Source organism: Erwinia sp. JH02, assembly GCF_013074405.1.
GTDB classification, from domain to species: Bacteria; Pseudomonadota; Gammaproteobacteria; order Enterobacterales; family Enterobacteriaceae; genus Erwinia; species Erwinia rhapontici.
In genome coordinates, this window is the sequence record NZ_JABANZ010000011.1 from 1 (window position 1) to 26,082 (window position 26,082).

Annotated in this window: 20 protein-coding genes and 2 pseudogenes; 6 read left to right on the top strand and 16 right to left on the bottom strand. The window is 52.2% G+C overall.

Annotation, left to right across the window (positions count from 1 at the left end; translation table 11 throughout):
• Positions 1-382 precede the first annotated feature (382 nt).
• On the bottom strand, positions 383-2,008 hold the full coding sequence (locus tag HHI26_RS21035) for an AAA family ATPase (protein ID WP_171149633.1): 1,626 nt from the start codon (positions 2,006-2,008) through the stop codon (positions 383-385).
• Positions 2,009-2,366: 358 nt separating this feature from the next.
• Between HHI26_RS21035 and HHI26_RS21040 the strand changes: the two are divergent.
• Positions 2,367-3,527 (top strand): annotated as a pseudogene (locus HHI26_RS21040) (IS30 family transposase).
• 64 nt (positions 3,528-3,591) lie between these two features.
• On the opposite strand, the gene HHI26_RS21045 reads toward HHI26_RS21040, so the two are convergent.
• A complete protein-coding gene (locus tag HHI26_RS21045; RefSeq protein ID WP_171149634.1) occupies positions 3,592-3,861 on the bottom strand; it encodes a hypothetical protein in 270 nt (89 codons plus the stop codon).
• 646 nt (positions 3,862-4,507) lie between these two features.
• Positions 4,508-5,287, bottom strand: coding sequence for a hypothetical protein (locus HHI26_RS21050; protein ID WP_171149635.1), 780 nt, complete (start codon positions 5,285-5,287; stop codon positions 4,508-4,510).
• Between the two features lie 304 nt (positions 5,288-5,591).
• On the opposite strand from HHI26_RS21050, the pseudogene HHI26_RS25545 reads away from it, so the two are divergent.
• A pseudogene (locus HHI26_RS25545) lies at positions 5,592-5,728 on the top strand (IS3 family transposase); the annotation flags it as partial.
• Between the two features lie 229 nt (positions 5,729-5,957).
• Here HHI26_RS25545 and HHI26_RS21055 read toward each other — a convergent pair.
• The 4 genes from HHI26_RS21055 to HHI26_RS21070 all read right to left on the bottom strand — a co-directional run bounded on the left by HHI26_RS21055 (position 5,958) and on the right by HHI26_RS21070 (position 9,958).
• Positions 5,958-6,563, bottom strand: coding sequence for a hypothetical protein (locus HHI26_RS21055; RefSeq protein ID WP_171149636.1), 606 nt, complete (start codon positions 6,561-6,563; stop codon positions 5,958-5,960).
• A gap of 25 nt (positions 6,564-6,588) precedes the next feature.
• Positions 6,589-6,882, bottom strand: coding sequence for a hypothetical protein (locus HHI26_RS21060; protein WP_171149637.1), 294 nt, complete (start codon positions 6,880-6,882; stop codon positions 6,589-6,591).
• Between the two features lie 276 nt (positions 6,883-7,158).
• Positions 7,159-8,616 carry an AMP nucleosidase gene (locus tag HHI26_RS21065; RefSeq protein ID WP_133843115.1) on the bottom strand — a complete coding sequence of 486 codons (1,458 nt, stop codon included), beginning with the start codon at positions 8,614-8,616 and terminating at the stop codon, positions 7,159-7,161.
• A 151-nt stretch (positions 8,617-8,767) separates the two neighbouring features.
• Positions 8,768-9,958 (bottom strand): LacI family DNA-binding transcriptional regulator, encoded by a 1,191-nt coding sequence (locus tag HHI26_RS21070; RefSeq protein WP_167864454.1) that lies wholly within the window; start codon positions 9,956-9,958, stop codon positions 8,768-8,770.
• 462 nt (positions 9,959-10,420) lie between these two features.
• On the opposite strand from HHI26_RS21070, the gene HHI26_RS21075 reads away from it, so the two are divergent.
• From HHI26_RS21075 to HHI26_RS21090, 4 genes are all read left to right on the top strand, one after another.
• The gene (locus HHI26_RS21075) at positions 10,421-10,864 is read left to right on the top strand and encodes a PTS sugar transporter subunit IIA (protein WP_133843119.1); all 444 of its coding nucleotides are present in this window, start codon (positions 10,421-10,423) and stop codon (positions 10,862-10,864) included.
• An 18-nt stretch (positions 10,865-10,882) separates the two neighbouring features.
• A complete protein-coding gene (locus tag HHI26_RS21080; protein ID WP_171149638.1) occupies positions 10,883-11,170 on the top strand; it encodes a PTS sugar transporter subunit IIB in 288 nt (95 codons plus the stop codon).
• An 11-nt stretch (positions 11,171-11,181) separates the two neighbouring features.
• On the top strand, positions 11,182-12,441 hold the full coding sequence (locus HHI26_RS21085; RefSeq protein WP_133843122.1) for a PTS ascorbate transporter subunit IIC: 1,260 nt from the start codon (positions 11,182-11,184) through the stop codon (positions 12,439-12,441).
• Between the two features lie 215 nt (positions 12,442-12,656).
• On the top strand, positions 12,657-13,562 hold the full coding sequence (locus tag HHI26_RS21090; protein WP_171149639.1) for a LysR family transcriptional regulator: 906 nt from the start codon (positions 12,657-12,659) through the stop codon (positions 13,560-13,562).
• 55 nt (positions 13,563-13,617) lie between these two features.
• Here the strand turns inward: HHI26_RS21090 and aroD are convergent, their stop codons facing one another.
• The 9 genes from aroD to HHI26_RS21135 form a co-directional block, all read right to left on the bottom strand.
• Positions 13,618-14,376, bottom strand: coding sequence for a type I 3-dehydroquinate dehydratase (gene aroD, locus HHI26_RS21095; protein ID WP_171149640.1), 759 nt, complete (start codon positions 14,374-14,376; stop codon positions 13,618-13,620).
• 26 nt (positions 14,377-14,402) lie between these two features.
• Entirely contained in the window at positions 14,403-15,623 is a 1,221-nt protein-coding gene (locus HHI26_RS21100) for an MFS transporter (protein WP_171149641.1), read from the bottom strand.
• Between the two features lie 12 nt (positions 15,624-15,635).
• Complete coding sequence (locus HHI26_RS21105) at positions 15,636-16,499, bottom strand: shikimate dehydrogenase (protein WP_171149642.1); 864 nt, start codon at positions 16,497-16,499, stop codon at positions 15,636-15,638.
• 62 nt (positions 16,500-16,561) lie between these two features.
• Positions 16,562-18,559 (bottom strand): FAD-dependent oxidoreductase, encoded by a 1,998-nt coding sequence (locus HHI26_RS21110; RefSeq protein WP_171149643.1) that lies wholly within the window; start codon positions 18,557-18,559, stop codon positions 16,562-16,564.
• 343 nt (positions 18,560-18,902) lie between these two features.
• Positions 18,903-19,259 carry a DUF1870 family protein gene (locus HHI26_RS21115; RefSeq protein WP_171149644.1) on the bottom strand — a complete coding sequence of 119 codons (357 nt, stop codon included), beginning with the start codon at positions 19,257-19,259 and terminating at the stop codon, positions 18,903-18,905.
• 87 nt (positions 19,260-19,346) lie between these two features.
• The gene (locus HHI26_RS21120) at positions 19,347-20,996 is read right to left on the bottom strand and encodes an ABC transporter ATP-binding protein (RefSeq protein WP_171149645.1); all 1,650 of its coding nucleotides are present in this window, start codon (positions 20,994-20,996) and stop codon (positions 19,347-19,349) included.
• Entirely contained in the window at positions 20,993-22,684 is a 1,692-nt protein-coding gene (locus HHI26_RS21125; protein ID WP_171149646.1) for an ABC transporter ATP-binding protein, read from the bottom strand. The genes HHI26_RS21120 and HHI26_RS21125 overlap by 4 nt, the downstream gene beginning before the upstream one ends.
• A gap of 2 nt (positions 22,685-22,686) precedes the next feature.
• Positions 22,687-23,805: an ABC transporter substrate-binding protein gene (locus HHI26_RS21130; RefSeq protein WP_171149647.1), complete on the bottom strand. Its 1,119-nt coding sequence runs from the start codon at positions 23,803-23,805 to the stop codon at positions 22,687-22,689.
• Between the two features lie 11 nt (positions 23,806-23,816).
• Complete coding sequence (locus HHI26_RS21135) at positions 23,817-25,961, bottom strand: TonB-dependent siderophore receptor (protein ID WP_205945654.1); 2,145 nt, start codon at positions 25,959-25,961, stop codon at positions 23,817-23,819.
• Positions 25,962-26,082 lie beyond the last annotated feature (121 nt).

A 26,082-nucleotide genomic window follows, 5' to 3' on the forward strand; every position in this document is an offset into this window, starting at 1 on the left:
TCTGAATTTTCCATCTTCAATACCGGTTAGAAATTTTATGGTGTATGTTGACATCATATAAGATATGACGAGCGAAATGAGCATAACGTATTGCCCCTCTAAAAGACAACTACTCTCAATACGCTCCTATAACCACTACCAGAGCAGAGAGAAGCCTAACGTCATTTAAAGCAGCATATTGTCAGCTTCCAGATTAACAGGTACGTTCTAATGTCTGCTCCTCGCTCGGAGCGGACCTTCAGCGCCACGTGTTTGTCTGCTGTGTGCCAGAAGCGGACATTAGAAAGATTGAAAGGGATTTGACCAATATATCAGCTCATAATGCAACAACCTTTATTTAAAAAAGACTGTTACTTTAAATAATTAATTAGCTCTTCTTTTCTTATTGAATGAGAGCCTCGGCGGCACCGCCGAGTAAAGAGAGCACAAACTTTCTGGCATCGGAATTATTTTTTACAACCCTAATAACATTCAGTTCATATCTTTTTTTATCTATAAAACCACATTGTTTGGCAACAGGAGTCAGAAAGTTCGTTTCTCTGATTGGATAACGACCAACGAGCGAGTCAAAATCGGATGAATTCATTAAGTTATCAAAAAAAATAATCTCATCATTTAAAAATGAAGAAAAATTAATTTCTTTATTATAGATCCCACCTACACGAATGTCTCTTTGCGTTGGAATTGAAGATATTACTTCTGCTCGGATTTTTTTCTCTATTGCTCGGCAACACAAACTTTCTTTTTTATCTTCAAGAGCAGAACGTATAATTTCACAAACCTCACCAAAACATTCATCAACAGTAGAAGTCAAATTAGTATCCTTAACAGAATTCAACACCCACTTTATCATTTTAGGATGATAGTAAATTGATTCAATTGAATGTACTGAAAGACTGAAAACAAAGTTTGAGTTTAAGTTTTCTATTTGTGATGGAAGCTTATTGTCATTATCTATTATTCCAATAGCATTAACCCAATGCGCAGCAGCATTGTTTCTCAAACCTTTAACTGCCTGTTCAACAAGATCACATTTTTCTTTTGATATTACTGATACATTATCAAATAAAGCACCGTACAACTCAGCATCCAGGCTTGACTGTGTACCTTCCACAAACAACATATTATTTCTTGCACCGAGAATGTCAGCTTTTATTTGTTCCGCTAAACCATTCAATGTCTCATCATATCTGTTTATAACAGTTGCACTCCATTGAGTAGGCATGTCATTTTCATAGATGCAGCTATTAACACTTACAACTGTAGAATCTCTGAAAAAAGAAGGTAATGTCAATTCATGTGTTGATATGACAAAAGCACAATCTCTGCGAGTCTCGATAAGATTTGATAAGAGAAGAGATACTATTCGTTTATGTAAGTGGCGTTCAGGCTCATCAAGAACAATAAGTGCGCCACCATTAGCACATAAAATTTCACAACAGATAATTAATGCACTTTTTTCCCCATCAGACATTCGGGATAGTGAATATTTTTTTGCTGGCTCATAGCTAAAATTATTTACCATTAATTTTGACTCTTCATCGATGATAAATTCAAGATTAAACCCACTATTTTTAAAGATATTATTAACTATATCAATTTCGTTGTGAAGAACAAGTTCTTCTAATTTACCGCCAGCTTTTAAATATTGCATACTTTTGACAGCGTGGGATGTTGATTTATTTTTTAATCTTACTATTGGCAACGTAGTCCTTTCATCCTCCCAATATGTCCGATATCTACTTTCTTCAGATTTAGAGTCACCTAACACTCTCATGATTGCATTTTCATAATCTGCGTGACTAAAATCAACCACATCCGTATTGAATGTATTTTTTCTATGTGCAACGACGTATACGGAATTATCATCTGAGAATTCTCGATATAATTTATTAACGAGGGATGATTTCCCTGTTCCATTTCCACCGACAAAAAAATTAACCTCTCCACAACGAACACTGATCGTTTCATTAGAAAGATCATTTTTAATAAATGAAAAATCAAACATTATGCAATCCTTTTACAATGGGTTATCTCTTTTATTATTTTAAAGAGAAAAATGTATGCCTGCCTAAATTTTAGCTTGAGCCCTTAACCCAATCTAGTCTTTTTCTTCATTATTATTTATCTTGTCAGGAACACGTACGCTTGTCGCTCAAAGCAGGCCTTTCTCAGTCTTAACTGGTAACTCTTCATCAGTCCATTCACTTTCACTTTTTTCGCCCTCATTTGAGGCAGCAGGGCTGACGACCCGGCAGCGCCGGGGAACCAGAGGGTGCCATCAGGGTATTAATGTGAATGACCGCTATGTGCTGTGAGTTCAACGTGTCGATGCAACGCTATCCTTAAAGAAGGGGGATGTTGCCATGAAACGAAGAACTCGCATTCACTATACGCCAGAACAAAAGGCGATTATCTGGGACAGATATAAGCAAGGGGATTCCCTGCATGATATCGCCAGAATGTTCGACAGATTTCATTCTTCTATTATGCCGACTATCCACCAGACTGGTGGGTATCGTCCTCCTGTTCGAAAGCGGCACCGACTGGCTCTTTCACTTAATGAAAGAGAGGAGATATCCAGAGGATTGGTAGCAAGACGTAGCATCAGGGATATCGCTGACAAATTATCAAGAGCCCCCTCAACGATTAGCCGCGAGATCAAGAGGCATGGAGGTGCAAAACAATACCGTGCAGCAAAAGCAGATACAGCTGCGTGGGAAAGTGCTCTGAGACCAAAACCTTGCAAGCTAATTGAAAGCCCCACATTGTGTAAACTCATTGCAGAAAAGATGCATCAGGACTGGTCGCCGGAACAAATCGCCGGTTGGCTGAAACGCTGTTATCCGGATAATCAGGAAATGCATGTGTCACACGAAACGATTTATAAAACGCTTTTTATACAAACCTAGGGAGCATTAAAAAAAGAACTACAGCAATGCCTCAGAAGCGGAAGAGTTGTGCGTAGATCCAGAACGTCATCGCTTAAAGGGAAAGGATTAGGGTCAATCCCGGATGCGATACCTATCAGAGAAAGGCCACCTGAAGCCGCAGACAGAGCCATACCAGGTCACTGGGAAGGCGATCTGATCCAGGGCTCGAAAAACTCCTATATTGTCACTCTCGTAGAACGCCATTCCCGCTTTGTTATGTTGGCCAAAATCAGGGACAACAAGACCATAACCGTTATATCTGCACTCATCAGGCAAGCCAGGGAATTACCTGTTGAGCTTTATAAAACATTAACCTGGGATCGGGGGGCTGAAATGACCAGCCACACCCGGTTTACTGTAGCAACAGACATCCAGATTTACTTCTGTGATCCTCAATATCCCTGGCAACGTGGCTCAAATGAAAATACGAACAGGTTGCTCAGACAATATTTTCCAAAGGGAACTGACTTATCGGTTCACAGCCAGCAAAGACTAAACAGCGTTGCCAGACAGCTCAACGAAAGACCGAGAAAAACGCTAGACTATGAATCACCCGCAGAGCGTTTTAACCAATGTGTTGCATCCATCAGTTGAACTCACAGCCAGGATCAGACATTGCCAACCCCAAAGGGTATTAATCAATGGGGGCAGGTCAGCTTTACAAACCAAGAATCTGGAATAGCGCTGTTGCAGCCGCAGACAATGCCGCAAATGAATTGTACTTAGATTGAAGCCGCGCGGTGGCGAAGAAATCATGGAGATTTACATTAAGTTCGGGATCTTCATATGTGACCATGACAATTTTTTTGCCTAGTTCAACTTTTGCTGTGGCAGATTTAATCCATAAAATTGCGGATAAGATTCCAAAAGTTAATGACACCACATGATGATCTTTAATCCAGCTCATCACAAACAGTATATCTTCCACTCATCACCTTCCTGATAAAGAACAATGGCATCACTGACAAACAAGAAATCTCCTGTCGTGAGCACCTCGTCGATTTAAACCCTACACAAGTGACTGGCTATTCGAGCGGGATACAGCGGCAAGACTGCTAACTGTACCGTACCCGTAAACCGGTCATCCCAAAAAGAATCATCGAACTCAAAACGAAGCGCAATGAAGATGTGGGTATCGTTGCTAATTATGTGCTCCACGTTTGGTTGAGATCGACCAGATGGACTTTCTGAACATTCTTAACGACGACGTTAGCCTGAAAGCTATCAGCAGTGTCCGAAAGCTTGGCGAACTTCATCAACCAGTCTGGACATCAGCACCTCGATTCAGAACTTTGCTGATGAGGCAGTGGAAGCCACTCTCAAAAAAGTGAAATGGCCGGATAAAGTGAAGAACCTTTGGCATGTTCCGCGTTTATTAAGACACAAAAATGTAAGTAATGTCTTTATCAGTTATGAGAACAACTGCGAATTTCCGCTCCTCGCTCTCAGCGGACCCTCAGCGTCACGTGTTTGTCTGCTGTGTGCCATGAGTGGAGATTACCTAACACATTAATAACCTTCACAGGTTTACGCGTTCTACGCAGTAAGCGTCGTAGTTGATGAGTTATCATGTTTTAAAATACCCAACTGATAAATCCACCCGAATACTTTTCACTAATTTTTATTGCATAAAGATCATGAAGACTTAGAAAGAAATCATTATCTTCCTTGAATATTAACTCCTCATGCTCTGCCATTATTAAACTATGCTGTGTTGTTATTTTAGATATTCTCTCCATTTCACATGCAAGCATGGATTTATTTTCACTGGTGGATAGATCCATAGCAATAAATTTCCGCATTAATGGCATTAGCTGATTAGGGTCTGTATTTTTTGTATTTTCCTTAGCTTTTTTTTGTCTTTCTGAATAGATGGTGTTAATCGCATTTGTATATTTTTTTGCTAAATTCCTAAACTCTGGGTATGAACCAGTAACTAATGCAAGTTCTTCATATTTGAGGAATAAATTGGACTTGCATTTTTTAACCGTTATTTCAAGATCTTTAACTACTTTTTTTAACTCTGTATTTTCTTTAATAATAGACATTGGAATAGCTTCATAATATTGGCCTAATTTTGAATCAGGGGTCAATGTCATATGTACTATTTCATTAGACATGAGTTGATAAGAACCAGATAACTCCCCATACTTTAGAAATAGTTCATTGTGTGAAGATGAACAAGAGCTTTGTAATTCCATCATTGGCCTGAAGTAATCCTTTATAAACTCCTCTTGAAGTCCTTGGTCTTTTTTGTAGCTCTCTAGAACTCCAGCAAAAAGAAATGACCCTAACAATATAGAAATTATGGAAATTAGCAATTGACTAAAAAATGATTGTGCTCCATTACTCATGAATTATCCTTAAAACATAACAAAGAAATAAGTGGCCTCTGACAGGGCGAAATCGAAAGATCGGAAACAAACTTAACTGATGGGTTAGCCATAGTACAGAACCTTGTTTAAACACTTAGTGTGACTGTATGCATCCCAGAAAGTTGTGCCAGTAACATTTGAATCCCTTATAATTCATATAACTCGAAGTCAGTTACTCACTCAATGCTGCCTGTCAACGTGGTCAAGTTCCCCTATCATCGCTCATATGTACAAAAAATCACCTTAATGTACATTACTTTTCTTTATCCAAATTGACCCCTTCAAAGACGTCATTGAAATGAAGTTTTAAAACCAGCAATAAAGCGTGATCTCGCCAGTTATCTGACCGGAGAATTTGCCATGATCTTATGTCAGGTATGCAGGACGGGGTATTTTTATAATCCGGGCACAAGTCGTGCTTAACCGGTGATCAGAAGATGTGACCTTAACCTTACATACTCGCCGTTGATTCACAGGGAATGCTGTTACCAATTTCCACTCCTCGCTCTTCGCAGACCTTCGAAGCGGGTGTCTGGCCGGTTAGAGCCACGAGCGGATATTTCTGTATTGAAAAGGAAATTGCTAAACTGTATTTTTTTACTTTAAAAAACAGACAAGAAATTGATCCTCACTTTTCCATTTATTTCAATTAATCCACTAACACAGAGTTAAGTGATCTGAATAGCTCTCTCATCTTTATAACGTTTTCTTCATCATAGGAATAGATATCATCACTAAAAGGAGGCAATTGATAATGAGTGAAAACCAAATATTTTTTTCCCCTAATCTCCATGAAGCTGACCTTGTGACTTGTTCCTAAAGGTCTGAATGCTGTGGCAGTGGTGACAGGATCACTGAGTTCGATTATCTGATTAGGAGAGGGTTTCCAGTCGACAAACCTTTGAAAAACATTATCCCATTGGATGAGTGTTTTTTTTACCATATAGGCATGATCAATGTATAACTCACCAGTATCTTGCACTAGCTCAGCAAATTTCTTTGAGCCCGGAATGTATAAAACAGGCTGGCTGCCATCACTATTTCTGTATTTTTTGGTTAAATCTTTATTAAGTGGCGTTTGCGTCAGATCCGTTTTGTACCAATCTCCATTCTCAATAATGGTACATCCATTCAAAAGCAAAGATAATAAAATAGTACAAACAATATTTACAGCTGATTTTTTCATTTTTTTCTCGCGAAGTAAAAATTTCTCATTCAGTGTTTTTTGAAATGGTAATAAGGTTATTGCCAGCATCGGTTATTTTTATGCTAAAAATCAATCATTTCTTGTTTTTTCGGCGAATTTCAATCATTCGGATATACATCTCCCGGAGATCCTTATCCTGTTTAATGTTCATTTCTTTTGGTAATGCTGTACGTTCACGATTCCATTGATTAACGATACCATCACACGCCTTATAAGCGCCATTAACAATATTCTCAACAGGAATGGTGGTGTTGATATAGGGAATAGCATGCTTGTTCAAACATAACGTGATGGGTGGGCCATAGTCGTCATCTTCGGCATAGAGAGGAAGAGAAAAAAGTATTGCAAATGCTATTAAAAATCTCATTGTTGTGCCTCCATGCTATATCGATGTTATCAGAATAAGTCCTTTTGTATTGCTATCGGCTTTTTACGATAAAACTTTAGCTAATTAAAAATTTATTGTACTGATGTTCCTGGAGTTCATATATTACCTTCCAGAAATAGTTACCCTATTTCACTATCAGGTTGTGAAATCTACAGCATCAAAAAAATGCCATCCCAAACGGGACAGCATTCCAAAATCATCCATACCGCTCTGACCTCAAAGGCATAAGCGGTTTTGTTTCCCTACATACTCAACTCACCTGAACGGCGGCTCATTAAACGTCCGTAGCTTACGTGAATGCAGGCGGTCGCCCTCGGCGCGCAGCAGGTCGATGGCGCGAATGCCTATCTGCAAATGCTCGGAAATGGCGCCTTCATAGAAACGGTTTGCCTGGCCCGGCAGCTTAATTTCGCCGTGCAGCGGTTTATCGGAAACGCACAGCAGGGTGCCGTAAGGCACGCGGAAGCGGTAACCCTGGGCGGCGATGGTGGCGCTTTCCATATCGACGGCAACGGCGCGGCTGAGGTTGAAACGCAGAGCGGAAGCCGAATAACGCAGCTCCCAGTTGCGGTCGTCGGTGGTCACCACGGTGCCGGTACGCAGGCGTTCTTTCACCGCTTCACCTGGCATCCCGCTCACCAGCTTGGTGGCGTCATACAGCGCGCGCTGCACTTCGGCAATGCTCGGGATGGGGATATCCGGCGGCAGCACGGCATCCAGCACATGGTCGTCACGCAGATAGGCGTGCGCCAGCACGTAGTCGCCAATGGTCTGGCTCTCGCGCAGTCCGCCGCAGTGGCCGATCATCAGCCAGGCATGAGGGCGCAGCACGGCGAGATGGTCACAGATGGTTTTAGCATTCGACGGGCCCACACCAATGTTCACCAGCGTGATGCCCTGGCCGTCTTTGCCAATCAGGTGCCAGGCGGGCATCTGGTGTTTTTTCCAGGCGAGGTCAGACACCGTCTGTTCCGGGTGCGGCGTATCATGCGTGATGGTGGTGCCGCCCGCGCAGGAGAGCGCCAGATACGGAGACGTCGGGTCGGCAATCTGTTCGCAGGCCCACAGCACAAACTCATCGACATAACGCGTGTAGTTGGTGAACAGCACGTAGGGCTGGAAATCTTCTACCGGCGTGCCGGTGTAGTGGCGCAGGCGTGCCAGCGAGAAGTCGGTGCGCAGGGCATCGAAGTGCGACAGCGGGAAAGTTTCACCCGGCGGTAGCAGTCCGTCGGCATTTTCATCGCCAATCTGCGACAGCTCGGTGGTCGGGAAATGCTGGGCGATCCCGGCGCTCATGCTGCGATCCAGCGCCAGGCCGGAACCGTCAATCACATACGGGAAGGGGATCTCCTGCTGCGATGGCAGCACGTCAATCTGCACCTGATACTCCTGGGTCAGGAGCGTGAGCTGATCGCTGAGGTAGTGGCGCAGCAGGGCCGGGCGGGTAATGGTGGTGCTGTAGCTGCCTGCGCGGGTGAAGCGACCAAAGGCGCGGGTCAGGCGCTGGGAGGGGGCCACGCCGTCCCAGGTGACGCGCAGCTGCGGATAAACAAACAGGCCAGCTGCGCGCTGTGTGGCATCAGGCAGGCTGCCGTCAGCGATGAACGCCGTGATGGCGTCGCGCAGGGCATCAACTGCCGCGTTGTAATGGTTTTCGAGGCTGTCGAGCGCTTCGGTGACGGTCAGGGATCGCGCTACGGGATAAGTCATGGTCTCTCCTTGCATCGTTTAATTTATACCCGTCATACTTCAAGCTGCCTCTTTGTTGGCGACGTTCACTCACCCGAATCACTTACCTGTGTAAGCTCATCGGGATTCGCTCTCTTGCCGCCTCAACGCACCTCGAATTATTCAGGGTATGTTAGCTGCTGGCACCGGGTTCCAGGCTGAATCTCACCTGTTCTTCCTGCGGCTGCGGGGCATTGTCCAGCATCGCCATCAGCTGCTGGCCCACCTGCTGGCCCAGCTTTTCGTAATTCAGTCGCATTGAGGTCAGCGCCGGAAAGGTGTGATCGCAGTTAGCCGAGCCATCAAGGCAGGCCACCGCCATATCATAGGGTACCTTCAACAGTCGCCGCTGACACTCAGACAGTACACCAAAAGCAATCTCTTCATGGCTACAGATAATCGCATCCAGATCCGGCTGATTTTGCAGTAGCTGCCCCAGCGCATAGCGGCCAAATTCCAGGCTTGGCGCATCCGGCACGGTGATCATCAGGTCCGCATTCTGATAGTGCATCAGCATCGCTTTATGCCAGCCGTTCAGCTGCTGTTTGTGCAGGCGGTTATCCGTGTGCGCGCCAATAAAACCGATGCGGCGATAGCCTTTATCCAGCAGATGCGCCGTCAGGCGTTCGGCCGCATCGTTGATGGCGATATCGAGGGTGATATCGGCAGAAAAACGCTCCGCACCGCAGACGTTAACCGTCACCAGTTCAGCGGATTCAATCAGGTCGCAGGTCTTTTTGGAGAGCTGCGCCCCGAACAGTACCAGGGCGGAAGGGCGGTTTTGCAGCAGTTTTTCTACCAGCGGCGTTTCACCGTACTGATGATATTCATGGCAGGCCATGATCAGCTGGAAAGGTTGTTTACTCAGGGTTTGTTGCAGTGCCTGAACAAAGCGGGTGCTGGCACGATCGTGCTGAAAGGGGTAGAGCACGGCCACGGTATGCAACTGGGACGAGGCGAGCGTGCTGGCGGCCTGATTGGGCACGTAGCCGAGGGTCGCGACCGCCTGTTGGATTTTGATGAGCGAGGCTTCAGAGACCTGGCTCGGATCGCGCAGCGCGCGCGATACCGTCATCGGGCCGATACCGGCATGGCGGGCGACATCCTGCAAGGTGACGCGGTCGCTGCGCCCGGCTGCCAGTTCGCTGGCTTCCGGGTTGGCCTGATAGCCCAGTGCGCGGGCGGCCTGTTCTACTTTGTTACGAACACTGTCTGACACCAGCTCCGGTGTGCGCATCACGCGCGACACGGTCATGGCCCCGACGCCGACATAATCGGCGACATCCTGCAGCGTCACCCGACCGCTACTGCGACGCTTGCGCATCCTGGTTCTCCTTCTTTACTGGTTCCGGCAGGGCCGGGCGAGGCGTGCCTCGCCCCTACAAAAATCTATGTGATGGTGAGGCGTATCTCGCCCCCACGAAATTAGCGTAGGGGTCAGGCATGCCTGACCCATTATCAACGCGCATGTGATGGTGAGGCGTGCCTCGCCCCCACGAAATTAGCGTAGGGGTCAGGTACGCCTGACCCATTATCAACGCGCATGTGATGGTGAGGTGTACCTCGCCCCCACGAAATTAGCGTAGGGGTCAGGCATGCCTGACCCATTCTCACCGTCAGTGTGCCGTTGCCGACGTCTGGCAACAAATTATTCTCCGGCTGATGATAAGCCGATCACAATTAATGATAGTTATAACAGTTAGCGTTATCTTTTTAGATGTTCGTCACATTAATCAGATGAGTCTCACACTACTCTGCTCGGGCGATTAAGAGAGAGGTGACACACATGCTTAAAGAATTACTGACAGCCGACGTTGTTCAGATTATCCCTGCCTGCACTGACTGGCGTGAGGCTGTCTCACTTTCCTGCCAGCCGCTGCGCGATAATGGCACCATTGAAGCCCGTTATGTCGAGGCTATCTACCGCTCACACGAGGCGATTGGTCCATATTACGTGGTTGGCCCCGGTATCGCTATGCCTCATGCACGTCCTGAAGACGGCGCAAACAAAATGGGCGTCAGCCTGACGGTGGTCCGCGAGGGTGTAAACTTCGATTCAGAAGGAAATGACCCGGTGCATCTGCTGATTGTGCTGGCGGCGACGGACAGTAACAGCCATATCGGCATTATTACCGCGCTCGCCCACTTGTTTGATACCCCGGAAGATACGGCATCGCTGATTGCAGCGACCGAGGTTGAACAGATTTTATCCATTATTTCACGCTATTAATTCTCCAGAGGAAAAAAAATGAAAATCACCGTGGTATGTGGCAACGGTCTTGGTACCAGCCTGATGATGGAAATGAGCATTAAAACAATCGTTAAAGATCTGGGCGTGAATGCGGAAGTCGACCATGTTGACCTCGGTTCAGCCAAAGGCACCGCCAGCGATATCTTCGTCGGCACCTCCGATATTGCCGAGCAGCTGGTGGCTCAGCAGGTGGGCGGTAAGATTGTCTCCCTGAAAAACATGGTAGACAAAGTGGCGATGAAAGAGCGCATTTCTGCGGCTCTGACTGAACTCGGCGCGTTATAAGGGAGCCAAAAATGGAATTTTTCCGTTTTTTAATGAGTGATGTGTTGTCCGAGCCGTCCATTCTGGTGGGGCTGATTGCATTGATCGGTCTGGTTGCACAGAAAAAACCGGCCACAGAAGTGATTAAAGGCACAGTGAAAACCGTGATGGGCTTCCTGATCCTCGGTGCCGGTGCCGGGCTGATTGTCTCTTCACTGGGCGACTTTGCCGCGATCTTCCATCATGCCTTCGGTATTCCGGGCGTGGTGCCAAACAACGAAGCGATTGTTGCCGTAGCGCAGAAGAGCTTCGGTACTGAAATGGCGATGATTATGTTCTTCGCGATGGTGATCAATATTGCGATTGCCCGTTTCACGCCGTGGAAATACATCTTCCTGACGGGTCACCATACGCTGTTTATGTCGATGATGGTGGCGGTGATCCTCGCTACCGCAGGCATGAAAGGCGCGAGCCTGATCGCGGTCGGTTCGCTGGTGGTTGGCGTGTCGATGGTGTTCTTCCCGGCGATTGTCCACCCGTATATGAAGAAGGTGACGGGTTCAGACGATGTGGCATTTGGTCACTTCTCGGCGATTTCTCAGTTACTGTCTGCCTGGATCGGCAGCAAGTTCGGTAACAAAGAGAAATCCACCGAAGATATGGAAGTGCCGAAAAGCCTGCTGTTCCTGCGTGATACGCCGGTAGCGATTGCCTTTACCATGTTCTTCATCTTTATCTTCACCTGTCTGGTGGCGGGGCCGTCAACGGTGAAAGAGATGAACGCAGGTGGCAAAAACTGGTTTATGTTCTCGCTGATGCAGTCCATTACCTTTGCCGCCGGGGTTTACATCGTGCTGCAGGGTGTGCGCATGGTGATTGCGGAAATCGTTCCGGCGTTTAAAGGCATCTCCGACAAGCTGGTGCCGAACGCGAAACCGGCCCTCGACTGCCCGGTGGTGTTCCCGTATGCGCCTAATGCGGTGCTGGTCGGCTTCCTCAGCAGCTTTGTTGCCGGGGTGCTGGGTATGTTCCTGCTGTACGCGCTGAATATGACGGTGATTATTCCGGGCGTGGTGCCGCACTTCTTCGTCGGTGCTGCCGCCGGGGTGTTCGGTAATGCCACCGGTGGGCGCCGTGGTGCCATCCTGGGTGCTTTCACCAACGGCCTGCTGATTACCTTTATTCCGGTATTCCTGCTGCCGGTCCTGGGCAGCATCGGTCTGGCGAACACCACCTTCAGTGATTCTGACTTCGGTGCTGTCGGCATCCTGTTAGGCCTGATTGTGCGTTAACGTTCTTAGTCCGAAAGCAGGGGCTGGCGGGATTCTCGTCGGCCCTTGTTTATTTTTAGCGTTGCCCGCGTATCCCCCGCAATCTTCCATGACGCGCATCAAGTTCATTATCCTCCCCCGATATTAGAATTATCTCAGTCTACATTCCGTGAATAACAGGGATTGCGTCAGGGATGACTTTTTATTTACCGGGAACATCACCGTGAGTCAGCATAATGAACCTGAAGCAACTCTACTATTTTAAACGTCTGGCGGAGAAAGAACATTATACTGCCGCCGCCAGTAGTCTGTTTATTACCCAGCCTTCGCTCAGTCATGCCATTTCTGAACTGGAAAAAGAGCTGGGTGTGATGTTATTTGCCAAACAGGGGAGAAATATTCGCATTACCGAAGAGGGCACGCTGTTTCTGCCCTATGTGGAAAAGGCGATTGCCGAGCTGGAGAATGGCCGTGCGGCACTGCAAAGATTAAACGGCAGCCAGCGGGAAACTGTCAACCTCGCGTATATCTACACCATGGGGGAACGGGTGGTACCGCAGCTGATCGAGCGCTTCAGCCAGCAGCCGGAGCAACCCCCGGCGGACTTCTGCTTCTTTCAGGGCACCACCCGCGCTATCGTGCAGGAGCTGAAGGCCGATAAGTTCGACCTGGCGATCTGCTCCCATCTTCCCCATGAAAGTGAGATTCAGTTCACCCCGATTATCAGCCAGGAGCTGGTGCTGGTGACCTCGCGTCATCATCCGCTGGCGCAGCGCGAGGCAATGACGATTGATTTACATGAAGCGATGGCGTGGCCGTTTGTGTTCTTTTCTGAAAAAAGCGGATTAAGGCCATTTATTGACAGGATATTTAGCCAGAAGAATCTGACACCTAAAATTGCCTGCTACGTTGAGGAAGATACGGCGATGGTGGGATTAGTCAGTATTAATTACGGCATTGCGATTATGCCGCGTATTACCACGCTGGATTATTCCGATGTGAAGGTGATGAGTATTACCGATCCTGGCGAAACACGTTATATCTATCTGGCTACCCGCAAAGATCGCCAGTTATCCCCGGTCGCCAATGCGTTTAAAGCGTTTATTATTCAGCACAGTCAGTCTGAGCTGAATCTGAAATAAACCACCGACATAATAAAGCGGGTAAACCTGATGCCGCAGGTTTACCCGTAAGGCATTAATGACTCAGTACGTAAAGCATCTCACGCAGCGGCTGCACGGCGATCTGTCCCGGCGCTGAGGCCTGGCGTGCGGCACCAAAGGTCATCGCCGAACCAAACACTTCCCCGGCCAGGCGGCTGATCGCTCCGGTTTTGCCCATCGACATGGTAATCAGCGGGCAGGTTGCGTACTCCTCTTTCATGGTGAGGGTGGCATCCAGCAGCACCAGCACATCGTGCGCAGTTTGCGGCATCACGGCGATTTTTGGCAGGTCCGCGCCCAGCGTCTGCATCCGGCACAGGCGGGCGATGATTTCCGTCTTGGTCGGCGTTTTATGGAAATCATGATTGCTCATAATCACCTTCACCCCGGCATCATGCGCCTGGTCGATCAGTGCCCGGATGCGCGCCTCATCGTTAAATAACTCGACGTCAATCAGGTCAACCAGCCCGCTGCGGACAATCACGCTGTTGAGAGTGAAATAGGCGTCATCGCTCATTTCATGTTCGCCACCTTCTTTTTTACTGCGGAAGGTAAACAGCAGCGGCACCTGCGGCAAAATGGCGCGGATCTGTTGCAGGGCCGCTTTGACGGCGTCCAGGTTATCCACGGCTTCATAGTGGTCAACGCGCCACTCAATCACATCTGCCTGCACGTCCGCCAGCTGACGGGCATCTTCACTGATGGCGGCCAGCGTGCGGCCGACCAGCGGGACGCAGATCAGCGGTTTGCCTGCGCCAAAGGTAATATTTTTTACGTTCACAATAGCGGTCATGATGTTCTCATCTCTGATAGCAGGCATTACGCCTGCACACGATTAACCTGCAATGATGCGCTGCGCGCAGCCAGCTGGCGATAGCCAATAAACAGGGCGAGGGCAAAACCTGCCGCCGCAATCCCGACGTCAAACCACATAATACTGGCGATGCTGGTTTGCGACAGCTTCGCGGTGATCAGCGGAATGGTGAAGGTCGCCAGGCTGCCAGCGCTGTAGAAAATGCCGGTGGCTTTGCCTTTGGCGTGCGGGAAACTCATCGCCATAATGGTCAGGCCCAGCTGCATCACGCCACCCGCCGCCGAGAAGCCAATCACAAATGCGAAGCCCATTACCACCGCAGGCGTGGGATGCAGGCAAACGCCCAGCAGCGCAACCAGCGAGATAAAGGTGTAGAGCATCAGCAGATTCACCGAGCTGACGGCTTTTTTCACCAGGGCAGCAGTGACAAAGACGCAGCTCAGGGAACCGACGGTATAGATACTCAGCAGCTTGATCGCCGAGGCGTAGGGCATTCCCGCCACAAACTGACCGTACTGCGCCAGCCACTGGCTCACCAGGTAGAACGTTGCCATCGAGATATAGCCATACAGGGTAAAACAGGCGATATCCAGCAGGTTGCTTTTGCTCTGCGGCTGGGACGGCGTGGCTTGCGCGCTGACGGTGCTGGCCGGTTTCGCCTGCGCCCGGTGATCCGGGAACGGACGTTTCAGCAGGTAGATCGCATTCGCCAGCATAATGGCGGCGGCAATCACAAACGACCAGCCAAACCACAGGTCAGCCATGATCACGGCACTGATAATAAACGGCAGCAGGAACTGGCCGCCGGAAACAAAGGCTTTAATCAGGATATTGGCGGTGCTGGCTGAGTTCGGGAACGACTCCATCAGGGCCGGATAGGTGCCGGAATCGAGGAAGCTGTTCGCCATACCGGCCAGGAAGCCAAAGGCAAAGGCGGTGGTAATACTGTGCGAGCTGAGAATGCCGAAGAAGAAGCCGAGGTAGCAGAGCATACCGAGATAAATAAAGGGTTTGCGCCCGAACTTATCAGATAGCATGCCGGAGACAAACAGCACCACCAGACGACCAAATCCCAGCGACGAAATAACCACGGAAACCCCGGCGGCGTTGGTCTGCCACTGTTGCTCCAGGTGGGACATATTGAGGGTCATTAATAAAACCCCCATGCCATGCACCAGATAATTCAGGTACAGCCCGGCGGCGGTTGGAATGTAGGTATTTTTCATAGATGCCTTCACTCAAAACAGGATGTTTTTGATGTAGTCGACCGGCATTTCTTTCCCTGTCCAGATCTCGAAGGCAGCCGCCCCTTGCCACAGCATCATGCCTAAGCCATTGACTGTGCGGCAACCTTTTTTCCCGGCAATTTCCAGTAAACGCGTCTGCTGCGGTTTGTACACCACGTCAGAGACGATCAGGTCAGGGCGCAGGAAGCTCTCATCCGGCAGCAGGGTAACGCCTTCGAACGGTTTCATGCCGATGCCGGTGGCATTGGTGAACATCAGGCTGTCATCCATTTCATCGCGCAGTTTTTGCGTGTCGGCAATATCGTACAGATTCACCACGCAGTTGGTGTTGTCCTGGATTTTACGCAGCGTGGCCTGCGCGTTGTCCCAGAAGGCATCGCGCTGATTGAAGATAGAGATTTCGCGCACGCCGTCCAGCGCGGCCTGCACGCAGATCGCCGTGGCGGCACCGCCTGCTCCGCACAGCGTCATTTTCTCGCCGATGATATTGATGTTCTCTTCTTTCAGCGCCCGCATATAACCGGTGCCGTCGGTGATATGCCCGGTGAGCACGCCGTTGTCATTGACCACGGTATTCACCGCGCCCACCAGTTTTGAGGCGGGAGAGAGGTGATCAAGATGCTGGCACACGGTGGTTTTATTCGGCATCGAGACGTTAAAGCCGCGCAGGTTCAGTGCCCGGAAACCGGCGATCACGTCTTTCAGCTCTTTGTTGCCGACATCGAACGCCAGATAAACATAATCCAGCCCCAGATGGGCAAACGCTTCGTTATGCATGGTCGGAGAGAGACTGTGACGGATGGGTGTGGCGATCAGTCCAATCAGTTCGGTGTGACCAGTGATACGTTCTGCCATGATGCTATCCTCATAATGTTAAAAAATTCATTACCGCCGGGCGCAGGGGAGTGCTCACCGCATCACGCCAGGCAGCCCATATCTTCCAGTGTGGTAAGCACGTCGTGCCCTTCGCGGATGCCGTCAATGATGCGGCGCGCCATCACGCTGTCGCCGATGTTCATCAGCCGCACCTGTTCGCTGGTTGCCCACTGTTGCAGGGCATCCAGCCCTTGCTGGTTAGCGCGCATGCCAAGGCAGACAAAGCCGTAGTCGAACGGCAGGTCGTGCAGGGCATCGTCTTTTTTCACGCTGAAGCGATCGCCATGCACCGCCATCAACTGGGTCTGCATCCACAGCGCCACCTGGTGCTCGTCGAGCATCGCGAGCATGCTGCTTTTGGTGATCAGATCGAGGTCGCGGCCCGGTGCATCCAGCATCTCGACCAGGCTGACCTGCGCGCCGCGTTTGGCGAAATATTCACTGACGTCCAGCCCGACCGCGCCGCCGCCGACCACCACCACGCGCTTGCCTGCGGTGTCGGTAAAGTTGTCGATGCCGGAGAGCAGGCCGGTGATGGAGAACACCGGGCTGCCGGGACGGTCAATAAAGTCCATCAGGCCGTTAATCGGCGGCAGCAGTGGGGTGGATCCGGTGGCATTCACCACCAGGTCTGGCTGGAGTGCGGCGATATCCGCCACGCCAGCACGTTTTCCGGTGATGACTTCAAGGTTGCTGAGGGCGCGCAGGCGGCGTTCCATAAACTGCGGGAATCCGGCAATGCGCCGTTTTTCCGGCAGGCGGGCAATATCACGTGCCAGGCCGCCCAGCTGTGGCTGCGCTTCCAGCAGCCAGGTCTGGCAGCCCACTTCGGCCGCGGTGCAGGCGGCTTCCATCCCGGCGGTGCCGCCGCCAATCACCACCACCTTGAGCGGACGGGTGATCTGGCGTTGCTGATACGCATCGCCGTGCAAGATGTCGGGATTGATGGAACAACGGATGGGGCGAGAGCGGGCAATGCGATGGTCGGCGCAGCCAATATTGCAGGAGATGCAGTGACGTATCAGATGCTCCTGGCCGCTCTGCACTTTGTTCACCCACGCCGGTTCAGCGATCAGCCCGCGACCGATAGCCAGCAGGTCGGCATCGCCGCTGGCAAGGATGTCTTCGGCAATGGCAGGGTTACGGATGTTTCCGGCGATCACCGTCGGTTTGCCGAAGCGTTGGCGCACATCGCGTGACAGATAGCGCTTCCAGCCGTCGGGCAGGTCCATCTGGTCAATCTGGAATTGCAGGGTATCGTTCAGTGCCGCGGAGACGTTGAGCATATCGACGTTCTGCTGGCAGTGTTCCAGCAGTGCCAGCATCTCTTCCGGGTGATTACCGCCCTCAACGAAGTCATCCATGCTGAAGCGCAGGCTGATGGGAAAACGTGGGCCGACTTGCTCACGCACTTTATCCACCACCAGGCGCACGATGCGCGCCCGGTTCTCGACAGAACCGCCAAACTCATCGTCACGCTGGTTGTAGATCGGCGACAGGAACTGGCACAGCAGGTAGGAGTGCCCGGCGTGGATCTCCACGCAGTCGAAGCCTGCCTGACGGGCGCGCCGGGCAGCATCGCCAAACTTCTCCACCACCTGATAGATTTCTTCCACGCTCAGGGAACGCGGAATATTGCCGTTTTTCTTTGACGGCTGGGTGGAAGACGAGACGGGTTGCTGCTGATTCAGGCGGGCGGCATAAGCCGATGCCCCGGCATGGTTGAGCTGAACGGAGACACAGGCGCCGTGCTGATGCAGGCGTTCGGTCAGACGGAACAGGCCGGGAATATACTGGTCGTTATCAATACGCAGCTGGGTGGTGCCGTTAGTGGCAAAGGGAAAATCGATGCAGACATTTTCAATGGTGATCAGCGCGGTGCCGCCTTTTGCTCTCAGCGCATAATAATCCAGCTGCTGTTCACTGACTTCTCCATTTAACCCGGCGAAATTGGTTCCCATTGGCGGCATAATAATGCGATTTTTTAAACGCATGCCGTTAATGGTAATTGGGGTGAAGAGATGGCGATAACCATTCATAATATCGGCTCCGTTGCGACTCTTGCCAGATAAATAAATCCGGCGTGCGGTGAATATCAATAATAATTCTGTTGTTATTAATACTACGGAGCAGTGATAAGGCTGAATAATTCTTTTTTTTGTGTAATCAATAGAGGTTTTCTATGGGATTAACAAAGTGATCTATAGAAACTCAAGATAATTAACATTTGTAACCGGGGTAAAACCCCGGAATGGAATAAAAGAGAGAGAAAGGTAATCAATTGCGAAGAAGGTGTTGCGGATGATGTTAAATATTCTGTGTTGTGCCGGGCGATGGAACCGGGATGGCATCCACGATTCTGTGTGCTGCGTCACGTTACTGTTAGCAGAGGCGCTCCAGCCCGAGCGAATAAAGCTCTGCGGCGACGGACTGATAGGTTTTCCATGCCAGCCGATCGCCTCCAGGGCAGGCGCGTTGGAACTCATCGAAGTCAGAGAAATACTTCATGGTGTTATTACCAATGCGTGAGTTGATTTTATCAATAATGGCATTCATATGATGTTGTCGTTGCAGTAATAACGCATCAAAATGATGAGTTATTGCCTCGCTGACGGGTTCCGTTCCTGATTCTTTTCGTTGCCATGCGGCAACGTCATTATCGTTGGCAATATAATTGGCGGCTTCTTCAAGGCTGAGAAAGAAAATGTGGCGTAATGCCTGAAGTTCTAAATGGTTCATGAGGGGGTGTCCAATGTTAATTTCCCTCACTCTAGCATTAAATATTCAGGGCGCGGATGGCACCAAATGATCTGCGTCATAAACGCGCTAAATAATAACGCCGTCCACCAGTTGTATAATGCGGTCTGCCCGCTGAATGGTACTCGGTCGGTGAGCAATTAACAGCACGGTTCGCTGCTGGCGTATCGCATCCAGCGCCTGATGAAACGCGCGTTCGTTTTCGCTATCCAGGCTGGCAGAGGCTTCATCGAGGATCAGAATCGGTGCTGTTGTCAGTAGTGCGCGGGCAATGGCAATACGCTGGCGCTGGCCGCCGGAGAGACGATCAGCGCCTGAGCAGGAGGTGGCATAACCATCGGGCAGAGCGCAGATAAAATCATGCGCCTGAGCCAGGCGGGCGGCCTGTTCTACCTGCTGCTGCGAGGCTTCCGGCTGGCCAAGGCGAATATTGTCAGCAATCGAGGTGGCAAAAAGATCGATGTCCTGAGGCACCCAACTTATTAACGGGTGCAAACGGGCGAGCGGCAGGGTACGGATATCGCTGCCGCCAATGGTGATCGTCCCTTCCGTGGCCTCGTGCAATCTCAGCAACAACTGGCTGAGGGTGCTTTTGCCCGCACCGGAACGCCCCACCAGCGCCACCATTTCGCCCCGCTTGAGATGAAAATCCACCTGGTGCAGCAGCGGCGGACGGCCAGGATACGCGAAACTGACGGCAGAAAACATCACATCGGCGTTGTCGGGCAGGGCAGCCGTTCCTTGATCTTTCACGCGGCTGTCCTGGTTGGCGAGGGTGAGAATGCGTCCGGCCCCGGCATGCAGTTCGCCCAATTCACTGGCTGTATGGGTGACCTCCGCGATTGGCAGCAGCGCCCCGATGCTGAGTACCGCCACCAGCGGTAGCCACTGCGGCATAAGGGCGCCCGCCAGCAGCAGGTGCAGGGTACACAGCAGCATGGCGAGCAGGGCGCTGGCACTCAGCAGATCGATGGTGGCCTGTTCCAGCCCGCTGCGGGCCGCGTAGCGTTGCTGCGCCAGGCTGAGCTGCCGGGTTCGCTGCAGCAGACGCAGCACAAAGATCTGCGTCTGACCGAACAGCGCCAGCTCACGCAACCCGTGGATAAATTCCAGCGTTGCGGCGTTAAGCTGCCCAAGCTGCCCGGTGACCGCTTTCCCCTGCCGCGCTGCATGGCGCGCCAGCCACGCGGGCACGCTGGCGACCAGCAGCAGGAAGGGCAGCATCACCAGCATCAGCAGAGGATCGAGCAGATACAGCAGCGCCAGCGCCGCCAGCGGCACAATAAACGCCGCGATGTAATCGGCCAGGGTATGAGCATAGAAACGTTCCATCCGTTCGGCATCGGCGGTGGCAACGGATGCCAGTTCCCCCAGACGCTGGCCGGATGCGGTTAACGGGGCTGCGCGTTCCAGTCCGTCAAAGATGGCCATCTGCAATTTCTCTATCAGCATAAACGCCAGATCGTGTGAGGCCCAGCCCTGCCACCAGCGTGCCCCAGCGGTAAACAGCACCAGCAGGGCCATCCCGGCACATCCGGTTATCAGGGTGTCAGCGTCAGGGGCCACGATGGCCTGCCCGACAATCACAGCACCCAATGCCAGACTTGCCAGCGTGCCACCCTGTGCCAGCACGCCCGCTACCACCGCCAGTAATACCCGATGGCGCTGGCCTTTCATCAGCCGGATTAATCCCAGAATTCCGTTGTGGCGTTTGTTCATGTTTGCTCCTCCTGTGCGGCGAGTAACTGCGCATAACGTCCGTTGGCGGCGACCAGTTGTGTATGGGTGCCCTGTTCTGCCAGCCGTCCGTTATCGAACACCAGAATACGATCAGCATGACGGATACTCTCCAGCCGGTGAGCGATGGCAATCACCGTGCGCCCGGAGAGCTGCGCCAGGGCATCACGCAGCGCACGCTCGCTGGCGGCATCCACACTGGCGGTAGCTTCATCCAGAATCAGGATCGGGGCATCTTTCAGCAATGCGCGGGCAATCGCCAGCCGCTGGCGCTGACCGCCGGAAAGCTGTGCGCCGCGTTCGCCAACCGGTGTGTCATAACCGGCAGGGAGCTGCTGGATAAAATCGGCAATCTGCGCCTGCTGTGCTGCCTGGTGCAGTGCTTCGTCGCTGGCATCGAGCCTGGCGATGCGCAGGTTGTCGGCGATTGAGCCATGAAACAGAAACACATCCTGCGAGACGACGCTGATCATCTCACGCAGCGTTGCCAGTGGGAGTTCGGTGATATCCGTGCCGCCGAGGAAGATCGTGCCGTGGTCAGGATCAAAGCAGCGCATCAGCAGCGTGGCGAGCGTAGACTTCCCTGCACCGGACGGGCCAACCAGCGCTATAAACTGCCTTTCAGGGATCTGCAATGACACGTCAGACAGGGCCTGGCGGCTATCCGGGTAGCGGAAACTGATGCGGTCGATATGCAGATCAAAATGCAGCGGACGCGGGCAGGGATTGGCGGGTTCCGCCACCGGAGCCGTCAGTGTCAGCAGGGCGTCGACGGGAGCACGCGCACCGCTGGCGGCCCAGGCGCTGTAAAAGGCATTTTCCAGCTGTGCTAAGGGACGAAAGGCTTCCCGGGCAATAAACAGCGTCAACAGCAGGGTAAACGGCGTCAGCTGATGTTCTGCCACGCGCCAGGCATTCATCATCAGTACCAGTGCAATACCGCTCAGGGTGATCATGCGTGTCAGTCCACTGCGGATTAAGGTCACCCGCAGCGTGGTCATGGAAGCCTGGCGCAGTGCCGCCGCACGATTGGCCAGCCGGGCACGCCAGCGTGGAGATGCGCCAAACACTTTCAGTGTCACCAGCCCCTGTAAGGCATCAAGCAGTTCGGCGGCGAAGTCCCCCATGGCACTGAAGACGCTGCTAGCTTTGGGCATCTGCCAGCGCATCCACAGCCAGTCGCACAGCGGACAGGCGATGACAAACAGCATCAGCAGCAGCGCGGTTGGTCCGTCAACCCACGCCATGACGGCCAGTACCAGGCCACAGGCGAGGGGCGCCGTCAGTACCGCAGGCAGATAGCGACTGTAATAACCTTCCAGCGCATCCACTCCGGCAATCACAGTATTCTGTAGTGCGGCAGCGGGGTGGAGCAGACTGAGGCCAGGACCAAAGCGCACCAACTGGTCGAGCAGACGCTGACGCAATACGGTTTTGCTGATGCGGGCAATACGTAGGGCGGTGATCTCCGTCAGCCACAACAGCAGCGCACGCAGCACCACAACGGCAACCAGCCACCACAACGCGGTGATGACGGGCGCGCCGTACTCTGCCTGCATCAGCAAGGTGAGCACCTGCGCCACCAGCAGCGCCTGCCCCAGATAGCTGGCCTGCGTGAGAATGCCGATCGCGACGTTCTGCGCGATAGGTACCGCGACCGGGATCTTCATGATTACTCCTGTGGGTTCAGGGTGGTCCAGAATGTGCCCCGCAGCGGGAAGGCGAGGAAGCGCTGGTTCAGCTCCTCCAGCGTTTTGGCCGGGTCAATATCGTTAAACGCCTGCGGATGCAGCATTTTTGCCATCTCTTCCACACCGATAAAGAACAGCGGGTTATCGAAGAAGAACAGCCAGATACCGCCCACTTGCTGATGGCGGATCGCTGGCAGGCTGGCAAGAGCCGGGTGGCTGACAATCTCCCGCAGTGAACGGGCGCTCTCAGTGGGGGCGACAGAAGGGCCGATGTTCAGCCCGCGACGACTGACGGTGGAGCCGCCGCCCGCCAGATAGAAGTCCGGTTTCTTCGCCAGCACATATTCCAGGTTGAGTTTGCCAATGCCATTCGGCAGCGTTGCCGCGCCCAAATTGTCGCCCCCGGCAACGGCGATAAAGTCACTCATATTGCCTTTACCGGAGGTAAAGCAGCAGTCGTCACCGCCGGGATTCAGATGAAAGAACACCTGCGGGCGCCGGGGTTGCTGCGCCACACGTTTTGCCACTTCATTCATATGCTGCTGATAGAACGCCACAAAGGCTTCCGCTTCTTTCTCGTGCCCCAGCAGCTTGCCCAGCATGAGCATACTGGGAACGGTTTTTACCAGCGGATGGCGGAAGAAATCGACGAACACATAAGGGATATGCGCAGCATCCAGCTTGTTGAGGCCCTCCGGGATGGCGCCGTACAGCGTGAACACCACCAGGTCCGGTCTGGCGGCAATCGCGGCTTCCATTGAGAACGTGCCGGTATTGAGATCCCCAATCTCTTTAATGCTCGCTGCCTGCGGGAAACGCTGTTTCAGCGCCTCGAAGGTCGAAGGGGAGTAGCGTTGCAGGTCAGTTCCCCAGGCCACAACGTTTGCCAGCGGATCTTTTTCCAGCAGTGCCAGCGTCATGATATGGCGGCTTTCCGCCAGCACGATACGTTTTGCCGGGGCAGGCAGGGTGACCGTGCGGTTCAGCATATCGGTGACCGTCACGGCGGCCTGTACCTGGGCACTTATCAGTAATGCAGTGAACAGCAGGGCGTTAAGCGCACTGCGGACAGGTTTCCCTGCCCGGAGTATTGTCATCATCGGTTTTTTCCTTACCAGCGATAGCTGAGCGTAGCGAGCACGGAGCGGTCGTAGCCCTGGTTACATGAGGTGGTGGAGCAGGTGGTGTAATAGTTTTTGTTCAACAGGTTGTTGACGTTGACCGCCACGCGGGCGCCTTTCAGTGACGAGTTCACCTGGCCCAAATCGTAATGCACCGCCGCATCGAACACGGTGTAGTCAGGTACGCGGATAGTGTTGTTGGTGTCAGCCCAGGTTTTGCCGACGTAGCGAACACCCGCGCCCAGCCCCAGACTGGCCAGTGGCCCCTGTTGCTGGGTGTAATCGCCCCAGACGGACGCCATCTGTTCCGGCATTCCCACCGGGGTTTTCCCTTCGGCGCCTGCGGTGTTGCTTTTGGTGGTGGTGAGATCGTTCCAGGTGTAACTGGCCGTCAGCTTAAACGAGGGCGTCAGGGTGGCGGCGGCAGAGGCTTCAATCCCTTTTGAGGTGATCTGTCCGGTCTGGACGGTGTTCAGCGGCTGATTGGGATCGGTCGTGGAGACATTGTTTTGCTCTAAATCGAACCAGGCGAGCGTGAACAGTCCGTCGAAGCTCTCCGGCTGATACTTCAGCCCGGTTTCAATTTGCTTGCCGGTGGTCGGCTTGTAGCTTTCGCCGTAAAAATTGGTGCCCAGCACCGGGGCGAACGAGGTGGTGTAACTGACGTACGGAGCCAGCCCGGAATCGGTCAGCCAGGTTAATCCGGCTCGCCAGGTGAAGTGATGATCGTTCTGGCTGGTATCGGTATTGCTCAGACGGTTGCTGGTCTGCACGGATGCCCAGTCTTCCCGCGCGGAGAGGTCCAGCAGCAGGCTCTCTGCCAGTGCCAGCGTATTACTGAGATACACCCCGGTTTCGTCGGCGCTCTGCCAGGTGGAGGCAAATGGCGTAGTGGCAGCGAAACGCCCGCCGTACACCGGATTATAGATATCCACCGACGGCGCACTGCCGTAGTTGAGGTAGTAATCTTCGCCCGTATGGCGATATGACACGCCGAGAACGCTGGTACCTTTCACCGGGCCAGCATTCCAGTCGGCCTTGAGATTATTATCGGTGGCGATAATCGCTCCCTTGATGCCGAACTCATAGGCCCGGCGGTTAAGGGTACGCAAATCGGCTGCCAGCCCCATGCCGGAGTAGGTCTGTGTCAGCAGTTCCGTGCGGGTGTAGCGCGCCGTTGAGTGCAACGAGAGATTGTCATTCAGGCGGTGATCCAGATCGTAACCCAGATTAAGCTGGGTCATATGGTTATCGAGATTACTGCCGTCGAGATACTGGTTGCGCGGAATTTTGCCATTCGGGTTGCTGAGCAGCGTACCCTGCAACGGCGTGTAGCTGCGCGGTGGGCCAAACGTATCGCGGCTGAAGGAGGTTAGCAGGGTTAGCGCGGTATCAGTGTTGGGTTTCCACGTCATGGACGGGGCGAGATACAGCGTATCGTCTTTCACATTCTCGAACGGCGTGTTGCTGTCGCGGGCAACGCCTACGACACGATACAACACGCTGTTATCGTCATTCACCGGGCCACCAACGTCAAACTGGCCCTGAGTGCGGCCATGGCTGCCGAACTGAATGCCCACTTCATGCAGCGGCTGCTCTGTCGGGCGTTTACTGATGGCATTGACCACGCCGCCCGGCGATCCGCTGCCGTAGAGGAACCCGGCCGGGCCGCGCAGCACATCGATACTCTGCATGCCGTATGGCTGGTAACGGACATAGGACTGAGCCGTAGTGGATCGCAGCCCGTCCAGCAGGGCGCCATTCAGCGTAGCGTCAAAGCCGCGAATGCTGAAGTAGTCGAAACGCGTATTGATCGCGGCCGTCGACGTAAACACCCCAGGCGTATAGCGCAGCGCTTCGGTGGTGGTCTGCACATTACGGTCGGTCAGTTCATCGCGGCCAATCACGCTCAGAGATTGCGGCGTTGCCAGTACCGGCGTCCGGGTTTTACTTCCGGTGGTGCTCTGTTTCGCCACATAACCTGCATTTTGTTCAGGGTCCACATCGGCGGTGACCGTCAGGGTTTTTTCTTCGTCATCTGCACGCTGTGCGAAGCTCGGAAAAGCGGCAGGAAGCAGAGCCAGACTGATGCAGGCGGCGATCATCGTCACCTTGTTTTTTTCAGGGTTTAACACCGTTTTCTCCGGGAAAAATAAGAAGTGATTCAACGCTGACTATTCTCGCTACGCACGGCGTTTCAGCAATCGCAGAGACTTTCGCTGGCGCGACTCTTTCTTTCGTTTTTTCACCATCAAA

Bases quoted from the DNA above. Each gene is read 5' to 3' on its own strand.
- HHI26_RS21120 (WP_171149645.1), bottom strand. From the start codon at position 20,996: ATGAACAAACGCCACAACGGAATTCTGGGATTAATCCGGCTGATGAAA.
- HHI26_RS21080 (WP_171149638.1), top strand. From the start codon at position 10,883: ATGAAAATCACCGTGGTATGTGGCAACGGTCTTGGTACCAGCCTGATG.
- HHI26_RS21060 (WP_171149637.1), bottom strand. From the start codon at position 6,882: ATGAGATTTTTAATAGCATTTGCAATACTTTTTTCTCTTCCTCTCTAT.
- HHI26_RS21035 (WP_171149633.1), bottom strand. From the start codon at position 2,008: ATGTTTGATTTTTCATTTATTAAAAATGATCTTTCTAATGAAACGATC.
- HHI26_RS21125 (WP_171149646.1), bottom strand. From the start codon at position 22,684: ATGAAGATCCCGGTCGCGGTACCTATCGCGCAGAACGTCGCGATCGGC.
- HHI26_RS21055 (WP_171149636.1), bottom strand. From the start codon at position 6,563: ATGCTGGCAATAACCTTATTACCATTTCAAAAAACACTGAATGAGAAA.
- HHI26_RS21085 (WP_133843122.1), top strand. From the start codon at position 11,182: ATGGAATTTTTCCGTTTTTTAATGAGTGATGTGTTGTCCGAGCCGTCC.
- HHI26_RS21105 (WP_171149642.1), bottom strand. From the start codon at position 16,499: ATGGCAGAACGTATCACTGGTCACACCGAACTGATTGGACTGATCGCC.
- HHI26_RS21070 (WP_167864454.1), bottom strand. From the start codon at position 9,958: ATGCGCAAGCGTCGCAGTAGCGGTCGGGTGACGCTGCAGGATGTCGCC.
- HHI26_RS21100 (WP_171149641.1), bottom strand. From the start codon at position 15,623: ATGAAAAATACCTACATTCCAACCGCCGCCGGGCTGTACCTGAATTAT.
- HHI26_RS21115 (WP_171149644.1), bottom strand. From the start codon at position 19,259: ATGAACCATTTAGAACTTCAGGCATTACGCCACATTTTCTTTCTCAGC.
- HHI26_RS21090 (WP_171149639.1), top strand. From the start codon at position 12,657: ATGAACCTGAAGCAACTCTACTATTTTAAACGTCTGGCGGAGAAAGAA.
- HHI26_RS21050 (WP_171149635.1), bottom strand. From the start codon at position 5,287: ATGAGTAATGGAGCACAATCATTTTTTAGTCAATTGCTAATTTCCATA.
- HHI26_RS21130 (WP_171149647.1), bottom strand. From the start codon at position 23,805: ATGATGACAATACTCCGGGCAGGGAAACCTGTCCGCAGTGCGCTTAAC.
- HHI26_RS21110 (WP_171149643.1), bottom strand. From the start codon at position 18,559: ATGAATGGTTATCGCCATCTCTTCACCCCAATTACCATTAACGGCATG.
- HHI26_RS21065 (WP_133843115.1), bottom strand. From the start codon at position 8,616: ATGACTTATCCCGTAGCGCGATCCCTGACCGTCACCGAAGCGCTCGAC.
- HHI26_RS21075 (WP_133843119.1), top strand. From the start codon at position 10,421: ATGCTTAAAGAATTACTGACAGCCGACGTTGTTCAGATTATCCCTGCC.
- aroD (WP_171149640.1), bottom strand. From the start codon at position 14,376: ATGACCGCTATTGTGAACGTAAAAAATATTACCTTTGGCGCAGGCAAA.